The organism is Terrabacter sp. RAF57, assembly GCF_052113925.1.
GTDB lineage: Bacteria > Actinomycetota > Actinomycetes > Actinomycetales > Dermatophilaceae > Terrabacter.
Window position 1 is genome coordinate 610,171 of the sequence record NZ_JBFRDT010000002.1, and the last position, 12,298, is coordinate 622,468.

Consider the following 12,298-nt stretch of genomic DNA (forward strand, 5'->3'; position numbering starts at 1 on the left):
GCGACGTGCTGCGGTGCTGCTCAGACGGGTGGGCTCAGAAGCCCATGCCGCCCATGCCACCCATGTCGTCGCCACCGGGCATGGCCGGCGCGTGCTTCTCGGGCTTGTCGGCGATGACGGCCTCGGTCGTGAGGAAGAGCGCCGCGATCGAGGCTGCGTTCTGCAGCGCCGAGCGCGTCACCTTGACCGGGTCGATGATGCCGGCGGCGAGCAGGTCGACGTACTCACCCGACGCGGCGTTGAGACCGTGACCGGCCTCGAGACCGCGCACCTTCTCCGCGACGACGCCACCCTCGAGACCGGCGTTGATCGCGATCTGCTTGAGCGGGGCCTCGGTCGCGACGCGCACGATGTTGGCGCCGGTCGCCTCGTCACCCTCGAGCACGAGCTCGTCGAGCGCCTTGGCGGCCTGGATGAGAGCGACGCCACCACCGGCGACGATGCCCTCCTCGACGGCAGCCTTCGCGTTGCGGACGGCGTCCTCGATGCGGTGCTTGCGCTCCTTGAGCTCGACCTCCGTGGCCGCGCCCGCCTTGATGACGGCGACGCCGCCGGCGAGCTTGGCGAGGCGCTCCTGGAGCTTCTCGCGGTCGTAGTCGGAGTCCGACTTCTCGATCTCGGCCTTGATCTGGGCGATGCGGCCCTCGATCTGCGAGCGGTCCTCGGCGTCCTCGACGATGGTCGTCTCGTCCTTGGTGACGACGACCTTGCGAGCGCGGCCGAGCAGGTCGAGGGTGGCGTTCTCGAGCTTGAGACCGACCTCCTCGGAGATGACCTGGCCACCGGTGAGGATGGCGATGTCGGTGAGCATCGCCTTGCGGCGGTCGCCGAAGCCGGGAGCCTTGACGGCGACCGACTTGAACGTGCCCTTGATCTTGTTCACGACGAGCGTCGCGAGCGCCTCACCCTCGATGTCCTCAGCGATGATCAGCAGCGGCTTGCCCGACTGCATGACCTTCTCGAGGAGCGGGATGAGGTCCTTGATGTTGCCGATCTTGGAGTTCGCGACGAGCACGTAGGCGTCGTCGAGGACGGCCTCCATGCGCTCGGTGTCGGTGACGAAGTAGGCGGAGATGTAGCCCTTGTCGAAGCGCATACCCTCCGTCATCTCCAGCTCGAGGCCCATGGTGTTGGAGTCCTCGACGGTGATGACACCTTCCTTGCCGACCTTGTCCATCGCCTCGGCGATGAGAGCACCGATCTCCTCGTCGGCCGCCGAGATGCTGGCGGTCGAGGCGATCTGCTCCTTGGTCTCGATCTCCTTGGCCTGCTCGAGCAGGCGGGCGGTGACGGCCTCGACGGCCTTCTCGATGCCGCGCTTGAGCGCCATCGGGTTGGCGCCGGCGGCCACGTTGCGCAGGCCTTCCTTCACCATCGCCTGGGCGAGCACGGTCGCCGTCGTCGTGCCGTCACCGGCGACGTCGTCGGTCTTCTTGGCAACTTCCTTGACGAGCTCCGCGCCGATCTTCTCGTACGGGTCGTCGAGCTCGATCTCCTTGGCGATCGAGACGCCGTCGTTGGTGATCGTGGGGGCGCCCCACTTCTTCTCCAGGACGACGTTGCGGCCCTTGGGGCCGAGGGTCACGCGGACGGCGTCGGCGAGGATGTTCATTCCTCGCTCGAGCCCGCGACGCGCCTCTTCGTCAAACGCAATGGTCTTGGCCATTCGGGTGGTCCTCCACGCGAATCGTTGGTGGTGGCCCGCATGACGCCCGCGACGGACGGGACCGGTCTCCCCAGCTTCATGTAGCTGCGAACCCAGCCCCTCGGCATACGGCCCATTTCTGTCACTCCCCTAGGGAGAGTGCTAACGCCATTATTGGCACTCTCGGGGTGAGAGTGCAAACGTCTGGCCCCCCGAGTGAGGGCGTATGCCGTCCGCTCGGGTCAGGCGTCCACGGCCGGCGCCAGCGCGGCGGCGATCCGGGCGGCGTGCTCGGCGGACTCCTGCTCCGAGGCGTAGGTCGTCCGCGGCCAGAAGAAGCCGCGCAGCCCGTCGCCCTTGGTGCGCGGGACGACGTGCACGTGCAGGTGCGGCACGGACTGGCTCACGACGTTGTTCATCGCCACGAACGTGCCCTGTGCGCCGAGCGCACCGACGACGGCCGCGGCGAGGCGCTGGGTGGCCCCGAGCACCGTGGCGTGCAGCTCGGCCGGGAGGTCGAGCAGGGTGTCGACGTGTCGTCGCGGCACGAGCAGGACGTGACCCTTGAAGACCGGGCGGCGGTCGAGGAAGGCGACGAGGTCCGGCTCGTCGAGCACGACGTCGGCCGGCACCTCCCCCGCCACGATCGAGCAGAAGACGCAGTCCATGGCGACAGGCTCCCACGCCGCAGTCGCGCGGTGTCGCTCCCAGCTCGCGCCCGGCTCGAGGACGTCAGCAGATGATGAGCAGGAAGCAGCCGCCCTCACTCGACGTCGGCGAGGGGGTCGGCGTCGGGGTGGGCTTCTTCGTCGAGGTCGGCTTCGGCTTCGGGTTCGGGTTGCCCCTCGTGGGCGTCGACGACGGGCTCGGGGCCACGGTCGAGGTCGGCGCGGGCGGCGGCGTGGCTCGGCTCGACGACGGGGCCGGAGCCGAGGTGGTCGGCACGGCTGAGGTCGGGTCGGAGGCCGGCTCGACGACAGCGGTCGCCGGCGCGCGCGTGGTCCCGGGGCGGGTGGTCCCTGTCGCGGCGGTGGGCGTGCCGGTCGCGGCGGTGGGCGTGCCGGTCGCGGCAGAGGAGGTGTCGGCCGAGCCCCAACCGTCGTCGGAGGTCGTGCTCGTCCAGTCACCGCCGGGCAGTCCGGGGAAGCCGCTGGACGACATCGCCTCGTCGCTCCAGCTGTCGCCCGACCAATAGGCGACGGCGCCGGTCGAGAGCAGCGCGACGGCCGCGAGGACGGCGGCGACGAGGACCTTGCGTCGGGACTTCGAGCCGGGAGTGGAGGTGTGGTTCTCGGTCGACATGGTGCACAAACGTAGAGGAATCGGGCGGGAGACGCCTCCTCAGAAGGTGGCCGCTACGGTGGTCCCATGCTCGGGGAGACGTGGATCACACCGAGGTACGCAGGGTGAGCGCGCCGCCGTCCGGGGACCCTCCCGCCGCGACGACCGGCTTCGTCGAGGTCGCCGACCGGGTCTTCGTCGCCCGCTACCCGCAGTGGGACGTCAACGTCGGCCTCGTGCTCGGTCGTCACGGTGCCGTCGTCATCGACACGCGGGCGAGCGGCATCCAGGGCAGCCAGGTCCTCGACGACGTCCGACGCCTCGGCCGTGACATCGAGGTCCGCCACGTCGTCAACACGCACGTCCACTTCGACCACACCTTCGGCAACACCGCCTTCGAGACCGCCATCGTCCACGCCCACGACAACGTCGGGCGCACCATCGACGCCGATGCCGAGCGGATCAAGGCCGCCTTCCGGGCCGACCCCGGAGACGGCCCGGAGTACGGCTACACCGCACGCGACGCCGCCGAGGTGATGGCGACCGTGGTCCGCGGGCCCGACCGCACCTTCGGCTCGAACGCGGCGATCGACCTCGGTGACCGCGTCGTCACGATGACGTACGCCGGCCGCGGCCACACCGACGGAGACGTGGCCGTGCTCGTGCCCGACACCGACGCGATGTTCCTCGGCGACCTCGTCGAGGAGAGCGCCCACCCGTCGTTCGGCGACGACTGCTGGCCGCTCGAGTGGGCCGACACCCTCACCTCGCACCTCGTCCTGGCCGAGGACCGCACGGTCGTCGTGCCGGGACACGGACATCCCGTGGACGGCGCCTTCGTGGCTCGCCAGCGCGACGAGCTCGCTGTCGTCGCCGCCGTGATCCGCGAGCGCCGGCTCGGCGCGGCATCGCTCACGGAGGCGTTGAACGCGCCGGACCCGCGCCTGCCCTACCCCCTCGACCACCTGGACTCCGCCATCCGCCGCGGCTGGGACCACCTCTCCCCACCCACCCCCTGACGCGACACCCGCCCCGGCGCCCGCCGCGCCGGAAGCCTTCCGTCACGACGACGAGCGGCCTCGGTGCGGTGGATCGCTGGCATCCGTGCGCCGGTGATCCACCGCGTCGACCGTCCTCGCGTTCAAGGCTCGACACCGGGCAGCTCGGCGAGCACGGCCGGGGATGGTCGAGCCAGCCCCTGCTCCTGAGGAGGCGGGCAATGACTGCGGCCGTACGACATGGCTCGACCACCTGGCCCCAACCGAGTCGTACGGTCAGGTCTCCTCCGATGGCCGACTCGATGTCGCGCTCGACGTCGCCCCACCGCGCTTCCGCCGATGCATGGACAAGGCGACCATCCAGCTCGATGACCACGGCCTGCTCGGAGTACTCCACGTCGCGGTAGGTGGCCCCACGCCGGGTCCGCACCCGCCGCTGGCGGCGGCCCGTCGGCAGTCCATGCGCACGCTCCACCTCCCGGGCGTAGCGCCTCTCGAGGACAGACCGGACACCATTTCCCGCATCGTCCAACACGTCCGTGAGCAGTCGGCGTCGCTTCATCCGGACCCTCAGGCGAGTTGCCTCGAGGAGACGTACCGGCGTGGTGAGCCCCTGTTGGCAGGCATCGGCGATCACCGCCACGGCCTCGGAGTCGCGAGCAGCCAGCTCCGCGACGTCGATGACCGCCTCTTCGATACGAAGCCGCGGCGGCGACAGGTGGCCCTGTCCGCGCCACCCGAAGCCCGTGCGTCGAACCAGCACAACGCCTGTCGGAGCCTTGACGTGACGGTCGCGGTCCACGGCGACGTAGATGACGCGATGGTCGTCGCACTGCCCGGCCCTGGCACCGATGTGTGACCACCCATGGGCTCGCAGCGCCGAGGTACCGGCGAGGACCGCCGGTTCCAGTGCGAGCAGAGCGGCCCAGGCACGCTGGATCCACCGCAACGGGCCCGTGTGGTCGACGCAGACCCCCGGGTGGACGACGGCCCACAACCTGCGGCGCACGAGTCGCTCGAGGTCGTTGTCGTCCAGGCCGGCCGCCAGCACCTGCCGCCGCGAGATCACGCCGTCCTGGAGCCGCAGCATGGTGTCGATGCTCGGCTCCCATGCCGTGAGCTTGCCCGTCGCGATCCGCGCCTACCTGCGACTCGGCGGACGTGTGGACAGAGGAGGAGAACCCGCAGGGGATGTGGACGGCACCAGCCGACGCATACTCATCGCACGAACCTGGTGACGACGGCCGCACCCCCGTACTGCGGTGGATCGTCGGCACCAGTCGCCGGGAATCCACCGCACTGCGGGCACACAGCCTCGAGTGCGGCCCGACGCCTGCCAAACCTGACGTGCGAGAGTCAGCCGGAGAGCGCGGAGGGGAAGGCGTCGGACCAGGAGCGCAGCGCGATGCCGCCGTCGGCCGTCCGGTCGACCGACGTCGCGGCGAGCAGCGCGTGCACGATCGCCCGGGCGACGCAGTCCGCACCAGCCTCCATGAGCACGGTCTGCTCGATCGGGTCCGGCGCCGGACGATCGCCCGTCGCGAGCGTGAAGAGGGTGTCGCCGTCGAAGAGCGTGTGCACCGGCTTGAGCGCCCGTGCATAGCCGTCATGCCCGATGCCGGACATCTTCTGGCACTGGGCCTTGGACAGGGTGGCGTCCGTCGCGATGACCCCGATGGTCGTGGCCAGTCCCGGCCGGCCGGTGTTCGCGGGCAGCGCCTCGGCCCGGGCCCGCGCAGCCTCGAGCTCGGCGGCACTCGGCCGACCCACGTGGGCCAGCTCGTCGCCGAGACCGAGCCCCACGGCATACGGCACCCCGGTGGCCGGGTCGACCGCCGAGCCGACGGCATTGACGGCGACGAGCGCCGCGACCGTCGTGCCCGACTCGAGCACGACGCTCGCGGAGCCGATCCCGCCCTTGAAGCCACCGAGCTTGGCGCCGGTGCCCGCACCAACGCAGCCCTGGGCGACGGCCGAGGACGTCGCGCTGGCGTATGCCGCCCTCCCGTCCTCCGCGCGCGGACGGTGGCCCCACGTGCCAGCGCGTCCCAAGTCGAAGAGGATCGCGGACGGCACGATCGGCACGACGTGTCCCGGCTCGCCCATGGGCCAGCCGATCCCGTCGTCCAGCAGGCCGTCCACGACTCCGTCGGCGGCGGCGAGGCCGAGCGCGGACCCGCCGCCGAAGACGATCGCATCGACGCGGTCGACGAGGTTGCGCGGGTCCAGCAGGTCGGTCTCGCGCGTGCCCGGCCCGCCGCCGCGCACGTCGACGCCGGCGACGGCACCGCCGTCGGGGGAGAGCACCACGGTCACGCCGGTGAGCCAGCCCGGCTCGTCACGGGTGCAGTGGCCGACCCGGAGGCCCGCGACGTCGACGAGGGAGTTCGTCGGGCCCGGGGCCACGACGAGGGAGGCATCGCTCACTGCGGGTCCCTGAGGTCGAACTCCATGAGGCGCCCCGGCGAGCTGAAGCCGAGCCGCTCGTAGAACTCCTGGGCCCGGTCGTCGGGAGCGTTGAGCCGGATCCACTTGACGTCGGTCGTGCGCGACCACTCGATCATCGCCTCGGTCAGCGCCCGCCCGACGCCGCGGTCACGACAGCCCGGCGCGACGAAGAGGCCGCCGACGTGCAGCCACGAGACGTCCTTGCGCCCGGGCCACGGCAGCGCGCGGATGCGCCGGGTCTCGAGGATGCCGGCATGGTCGCCCCGGCTCTCGGCGATCCATGTCGGCCGGTCGGGCCGCTCGGCCAGCCACGCGTCGACGAAACGGTCGAGGTAGCCGGTCTCGGACGGCATACCCAGCTCGCGGGCGAACTGGAGGTGCAGCGCGGCGACGATGAGGGCGTCGTCGGCCGACGCGCGGCGGATCGTCACCTCGGCCATGAGGGAAGTGAACCACGGGCGTGCCGCGAGGGCGCGCAACCACGGCTCGGCCGGGTGCGATGCCCTGCCGGTGGGACGCCTCAGACGAGAGCGCTCAGACGTTGATGCCGAGGCGGCGGCTCGTGCGCGCCCGCTGGCGGCTCGCGCGCATCCGGCGCAGCCGCTTGATGAGCATCGGGTCGGCCTCGAGGGCCTCCGGGCTGTCGAGGAGCGCGTTGAGCACCTGGTAGTAGCGCGTGGAGCTCATGTCGAAGAGCTCCTTGATGGCCTGCTCCTTGGAGCCGGCGTACTTCCACCACTGGCGCTCGAACGCCAGGATCTCGAGGTCGCGCGCGCTGAGGCCGTCCTCGGACTCGTGGCGCTGCGGCTGCGCCGTAGCGTGTTCTGTGCTCATGTCCCCGTCTCGCTGCAGTCGTGCTGCGTGTCGCGTCGTGCGTTGGCTCCGGTCACACCCTAGACCGAAATGACAAGGGTGTCATTCAGCTCAGGCGTGGCGCGGCATGTCGTCGGCGGGCTGTCGCACCGCCCGGAACATGCGTCCCACGAGCCCCGTGCGCCCCACCCGTGACGCCCCATCGCGTCGTCCGGTGTCGTCCGGTCCCGTCGGGTGTCGTTCTGGCGTCGGTGCCAGGTGGCCGTCCTCGACAGGCCGACGACCCACCTGGGTCAGGACATCGTATCGAGGATGGCGTTGACGTCCTCCTTGGTGGTGTGCGGGTTGACGATGGCGAAGCGCGTCAGCGTCTCCCCGCGGAAGGTCGTCGGCACGACGAAGGCGAACTCCTGGGCGAGGAGCCGGTCGGTCCACGCCTGGTAGTCCTCGGGCCCCCAGCCGAGGCGGCGGAAGACGACGACCGACAGGTCGGGCTCGCGCACCGCCTCGAGGTAGTCGCGGCGCCCGATCTCGTCGGCGGCGAAGCGGGTCACCTCGAGGGTGCTCTCGATGGCGTCGACGTAGGCGTCGGTGCCGTGCGCGGCGAGGGAGTACCAGAGCGGCAGGCCGCGCGCGCGTCGCGTCAGGCCGATGGAGTAGTCGGTCGGGTTCCACTCGGCCGACTTCGTGATGACGTCGAGGTAGCCCGCCTCCTGCGTGTGCGCGACCCGCGCCAGCTCCGGCTGGCGGTAGATGAGGGCGCAGCAGTCGAACGGCGCGAAGAGCCACTTGTGCGGGTCGACGATGAAGGAGTCCGCGTGCTCGATGCCGTTGAAGAGGTGTCGCACCGACGGTGCAGCGAGGCCGGCGCCACCGTAGGCCCCGTCGACGTGCAGCCACAGGCCGTACTCGCGGCACACCTCGGCGACCGACTCGAGGTCGTCGACGACGCCGAAGTTCGTCGTGCCGCTCGTCGCGACGACGGCGAAGAACGTCTCGGGACCGTTCTCCTCCAAGGTCTTTCGCAGCTCGGACCCGGTCAGGCGCAGCTTGTCGTCGACGTGCACGCCGCAGACCTCGGCGTCCATGACGGCCGCCATGGAGACGACGGACGAGTGGGCGTTGTCCGTGGCGGCGATCCGGTAGGGACGCGCGCCCGTGCCCGCTTCCTTGGCCTTCGCCCGGGCGGTGTGCCGAGCCACGACGAGCGCCGACAGGTTGCCCACCGTGCCGCCCGGGACGAAGACGCCGCCGGCCTCGGCCGGCAGGCCCGCGAGGTCGCTGATCCAGCGCAGCGCCTGGTTCTCGGCGTAGACCGCGCCCGCGCCCTCCATCCACGACCCGCCGTAGATCGACGAGGCGCCGACGACGACGTCGAAGGCCGCGGCCTCCCGCGTCGGGGCGCACGGGATGAAGGAGAGGTAACGCCGGTGGTCGGTCGAGAGGCAGGCCGGCGCGAGGGTGTGCTCGAAGAGCTCCATCGCCCGCGTCGAGCCGAGGCCACCGGCGGTGATGGTCTGGCCGGCGGCCGCCCGGAGGTAGGCCTCCGGCTGCGCTCCGTCGAGCGGGATCGGGTCCATGAGCAGGCGCTCGCGGGCGTAGCTGAGGACCTTGTCGACGGCGACGTGGTCGGCATCCTTGTCGAAGCTGTGCACGCACAGATGCTAGGCCCTGCGGTCGGGTGCGACCGACCGCCCGGGGGCCGCGTGACGGGTGGGGCGGGAGCTCAGCCGAGCAGGGCCGTGCGCAGCTCGTCGGCGGACGCGACGACGGCGGTGGGCCGCACGCCGTGGAGTGCGTCGGGCAGGCCCGCACCCCACGTCACCGCCACGGTGTCCATGCCCGCGGCCTTCCCGGCGAGGACGTCGACGACGGCGTCCCCGACGTAGACGGCGTCATTGGACCCCCGGCCCATCCGGTCGAGCGCGAGCAGCAGCGGAGTCGGGTCGGGCTTGTGCCGCTCGGTGTCCTCCATCGCGACGAGGACGTCGACGTGCTCGCTGATGCCGAGGATGTCCATGGCCTGCTGCGCCGACTCGCGCCGCTTCGACGTGGCGACCCCGACGTGGATGCCGGCGGCGCGCAGGTCACCGAGGACGTCGACGACGCCGTCGTAGCCCCGGATGAGCCGCTCGGTGTTGTCGGCGTTCCACTGGAGGTACGTCGCGTAGAGCTCGTCGGCGTGCTCGGGCGAGTGGTCGGTGAAGGCTCCGATGAGCGGGCGCCCGATCCACGAGCGGATCACGTCCGGGTCCTCCTCGTGCCCGAGGACCGTGCGGAACGCGTGCTGGTAGGACTCGACGATGAGGTTGATCGTGTCGGCCAACGTGCCGTCCAGGTCGAAGACGGCGGTGGACCAGCGGGGAGAAGTCACCGGCCGAGCCTAGGGCAGCGACGGCTCCAGCCACCGCCCTCGTCTCATGACCCGGGTCGGGCGGCCGGCGGTGTCGACGACGACCACGTCGGCCCGGGACCCGACCGCGATCGAGCCCCGGTCGGCCAGCCCGAGCGCGCGGGCGGGCGTGCGCGTGGCAGGCCGGACGGCATACGCGAGCGGGACGCCGGCGGCGACGGCGCGGGCGACGATGTCGGCGACGTGGCTCGTGCCGCCGGCGATGGAGCCGGGGCTCGTGCCGTCGGGGTCGCGCGCCAGGCGGGCGATGCCGCGGTCGACGACGACCGAGAGGCCACCGAGGACGTACGCGCCGTCCCCCACCCCCGCCGCGGCCATGGCGTCGGAGACGAAGGCGACGTGGTCGGCGCCGACGAGGTCGAGGACGGTGCGCACGGTGTCGTCCGAGAGGTGCGCGCCGTCGCCGATGAGCTCGACGGTGACGTGGCCCCGCGCGGCCGAACGCATCAGTGCCGCAACGGCGCCCGGCTTGCGGTGGTGCCACGGGTCCATGCCGTTGAAGAGGTGTGTGGCGAGGTCGGCGCCGGCCGCGACGGCCTGCTCGACCTGCGCGTACGTGGCCGTCGTGTGGCCGATCGCAGCGTGGATGCCGGCCGTCGTGAGCCAGCGGACGAGGTCGAGGCCACGGGCGCGCTCCGGGGCGAGCGTCACCTGGCGGAGGTGACCGCGGCCGAGCTCGATGAGCCGCTCCACCTCGGCGAGCGACGGGTCGCGGAGCAGCGCCGGGTCGTGCGCGCCGCAGCGGGCCTCGGCCAGCCACGGACCCTCGAGGTGGATGCCGTCGACGACCCCGTCGTCGGCGAGCTCGGCGAGCATCGCGACGCCCCGCTCGAGGTCGCGCGGGCTCATCGTGACGAGGCTCGCGAGCAGGCTCGTCGAGCCGTGCGCGTGGTGGTGCTCGGCCGCCGCCGCCGCGGCGTCGTCGCGCAGGTCGGTGAACGCCGTCCCGCCGCCGCCGTGGCAGTGGATGTCGACGTATGCCGGCACCATCGTCCCACTCACCCGCTCGGTCGCGCCGTCGCCCGGTGGGGATCCGTCGCCTGCGGTGACGGGGGTGACCGCCGTGATGCGCTCGCCCTCGACGTGGACGAGGACGTCGGGCAGCACGGTGTCGTCGACGAGGGCGGGTCCGCGGAGTGTGAGGTTCATCGGGGTCGATTCTGTCGCACACCCGGCGGGGGTAGCGTGAGGCCGTGCCAGCCCAGCCCCTCAGCGACCTCGTCCACCCGACGTGGGTCCCGGCGCTCGAACCGGTGGCCGACACCATCACCGCGATGGGCGAGTTCCTGCGCGCCGAGGTCGCGGCCGGCCGCGGATACCTGCCTGCAGGCGACCGCGTGCTGCGGGCCTTCTCGCTGCCGCTGCCCGACGTGCGCGTGCTCGTCGTCGGCCAGGACCCCTACCCGACCCCCGGCCACCCGGTGGGGCTCAGCTTCAGCGTCGCGCCGGACGTGCGGCCGGTCCCCCGGTCGCTGCAGAACATCTACCAGGAGCTCGGCACCGACCTCGGCCTGCCGACGCCGGGCAACGGCGACCTGACGCCGTGGTTCGAGCGCGGCGTGATGCTGCTCAACCGGGTCCTGACGGTCCGCCCCGGGGCGAGCGCCAGCCACCAGGGCAAGGGCTGGGAAACCGTGACGGCACAGGCGATCTCGGCTCTCGCGTCGCGCGGCGGGCCGCTCGTCGCCATCCTCTGGGGACGGCAGGCGCAGTCCCTCGCGCCGATGCTCGGCGACGTGCCGCGCATCGAGTCGGCCCACCCGTCGCCGCTCTCCGCCCGCTCCGGCTTCTTCGGCTCGCGGCCCTTCAGCCGCACCAACGACCTCCTCGCCCAGCAGGGCGCGGCTCCCATCGACTGGAGGCTGACATGACCCAGCCCACCCCCGAGGTCTCCGGGCCGACGGTCTGGACCCGTTTCGTCGCCATCGGCGACTCCTTCACCGAAGGCATGTGCGACGACGACCCGACGTTCGGCCACGACGGCGAGTTCGCCGGCTGGGCCGACCGGCTCGCGTCGCACCTCTCGGAGATCGCCCGTGCCGACGGGCTCGACTTCGGCTACGCCAACCTCGCCGTGCGCGGGCGCAAGCTCGCCGACGTCGTCGGGCCCCAGCTCGAGGACGCCCTGTCGCTGCAGCCCGACCTCGTCAGCATCGTCGGTGGCGGCAACGACATCCTCCGGCCCAAGGCCGACCTCGACGGCCTCGCCGCCCGGCTCGAGGCCGCCGTGGCCCGGATCCGGGCGACCGGCGCCGACGTGCTCATGGCGACCCCCGTCGACCCCGCGGACGCCCCGCTCGTCAAGGCCACCCGCGGCCGGGCCGCGATCCACACCGCCAACATCTGGAGCATCGCCCGGCGCAACGGCGCCCACGTCATCGACCAGTGGGGCCTGCACGCGCTGCGCGACTGGCGGATGTGGAGCGAGGACCGCATCCACATGACGACCGAGGGCCACCGCCGCGTCGCCCTCGCGGCCCTCGAGGCCCTCGGCCACACCCCGGCCGAGACCGACTGGGCCACACCGCTCGAGCCCGCTCCCCCGATCGGCCGCCGCGAGGCGCTGCAGGCCAACGCGCAGTGGGCCAAGGAGTACGTCGGTCCGTGGGTGCACCGCCGACTCACCGGCCGCAGCTCGGGCGACCACCGCCAGGCCAAGCGCCCCGACGTGACCCCGTTCGACTGAGGCCGCTCGCGCCA

The 12,298-nt window shown here is 72.1% G+C and carries 13 protein-coding genes; 4 read left to right on the top strand and 9 right to left on the bottom strand.

The genetic code is table 11. The features are described 5' to 3' along the window. Positions 1 to 34 precede the first annotated feature (34 nt). The 3 genes from groL to AB4Y83_RS04755 form a co-directional block, all read right to left on the bottom strand. Positions 35 to 1,666 (bottom strand): chaperonin GroEL, encoded by a 1,632-nt coding sequence (groL, locus tag AB4Y83_RS04745; RefSeq protein ID WP_056771437.1) that lies wholly within the window; start codon positions 1,664 to 1,666, stop codon positions 35 to 37. Positions 1,667 to 1,887: 221 nt separating this feature from the next. Continuing rightward, positions 1,888 to 2,313: an HIT family protein gene (locus AB4Y83_RS04750; RefSeq protein ID WP_056771440.1), complete on the bottom strand. Its 426-nt coding sequence runs from the start codon at positions 2,311 to 2,313 to the stop codon at positions 1,888 to 1,890. 64 nt (positions 2,314 to 2,377) lie between these two features. After that, positions 2,378 to 2,947 (bottom strand): hypothetical protein, encoded by a 570-nt coding sequence (locus AB4Y83_RS04755; RefSeq protein WP_442296156.1) that lies wholly within the window; start codon positions 2,945 to 2,947, stop codon positions 2,378 to 2,380. 104 nt (positions 2,948 to 3,051) lie between these two features. Here AB4Y83_RS04755 and AB4Y83_RS04760 point away from each other — a divergent pair, with 104 nt between their 5' ends. Both AB4Y83_RS04760 and AB4Y83_RS04765 read left to right on the top strand, forming a co-directional pair. Then, positions 3,052 to 3,945 (top strand): MBL fold metallo-hydrolase, encoded by an 894-nt coding sequence (locus AB4Y83_RS04760; RefSeq protein ID WP_442296157.1) that lies wholly within the window; start codon positions 3,052 to 3,054, stop codon positions 3,943 to 3,945. Positions 3,946 to 4,267: 322 nt separating this feature from the next. Beyond that, positions 4,268 to 4,783, top strand: coding sequence for a hypothetical protein (locus AB4Y83_RS04765; protein WP_442296158.1), 516 nt, complete (start codon positions 4,268 to 4,270; stop codon positions 4,781 to 4,783). A gap of 497 nt (positions 4,784 to 5,280) precedes the next feature. Here AB4Y83_RS04765 and AB4Y83_RS04770 read toward each other — a convergent pair whose 3' ends face one another. From AB4Y83_RS04770 to AB4Y83_RS04795, 6 genes are all read right to left on the bottom strand, one after another. After that, positions 5,281 to 6,351: a P1 family peptidase gene (locus tag AB4Y83_RS04770; protein ID WP_442296159.1), complete on the bottom strand. Its 1,071-nt coding sequence runs from the start codon at positions 6,349 to 6,351 to the stop codon at positions 5,281 to 5,283. Beyond that, positions 6,348 to 6,812 carry a GNAT family N-acetyltransferase gene (locus AB4Y83_RS04775; RefSeq protein WP_020143393.1) on the bottom strand — a complete coding sequence of 155 codons (465 nt, stop codon included), beginning with the start codon at positions 6,810 to 6,812 and terminating at the stop codon, positions 6,348 to 6,350. Before AB4Y83_RS04775 ends, AB4Y83_RS04770 begins: the two co-directional genes overlap by 4 nt. A gap of 94 nt (positions 6,813 to 6,906) precedes the next feature. Continuing rightward, complete coding sequence (locus AB4Y83_RS04780) at positions 6,907 to 7,206, bottom strand: DUF3263 domain-containing protein (RefSeq protein ID WP_056771452.1); 300 nt, start codon at positions 7,204 to 7,206, stop codon at positions 6,907 to 6,909. 272 nt (positions 7,207 to 7,478) lie between these two features. Beyond that, entirely contained in the window at positions 7,479 to 8,840 is a 1,362-nt protein-coding gene (locus AB4Y83_RS04785) for a pyridoxal phosphate-dependent decarboxylase family protein (RefSeq protein WP_442296160.1), read from the bottom strand. Positions 8,841 to 8,911: 71 nt separating this feature from the next. After that, positions 8,912 to 9,559, bottom strand: a complete 648-nt coding sequence (locus AB4Y83_RS04790) for an HAD family hydrolase (RefSeq protein WP_442296161.1) — start codon at positions 9,557 to 9,559, stop codon at positions 8,912 to 8,914. Positions 9,560 to 9,568: 9 nt separating this feature from the next. Then, positions 9,569 to 10,747, bottom strand: coding sequence for an N-acetylglucosamine-6-phosphate deacetylase (locus AB4Y83_RS04795; protein WP_442275317.1), 1,179 nt, complete (start codon positions 10,745 to 10,747; stop codon positions 9,569 to 9,571). Between the two features lie 44 nt (positions 10,748 to 10,791). Between AB4Y83_RS04795 and AB4Y83_RS04800 the strand changes: the two genes are divergently transcribed. Both AB4Y83_RS04800 and AB4Y83_RS04805 read left to right on the top strand, forming a co-directional pair. Beyond that, a complete protein-coding gene (locus AB4Y83_RS04800) occupies positions 10,792 to 11,469 on the top strand; it encodes a uracil-DNA glycosylase (RefSeq protein WP_442275318.1) in 678 nt (225 codons plus the stop codon). Continuing rightward, positions 11,466 to 12,284, top strand: coding sequence for an SGNH/GDSL hydrolase family protein (locus tag AB4Y83_RS04805; protein ID WP_056771467.1), 819 nt, complete (start codon positions 11,466 to 11,468; stop codon positions 12,282 to 12,284). Before AB4Y83_RS04800 ends, AB4Y83_RS04805 begins: the two co-directional genes overlap by 4 nt. The last annotated feature ends 14 nt before the right edge of the window (positions 12,285 to 12,298 follow it).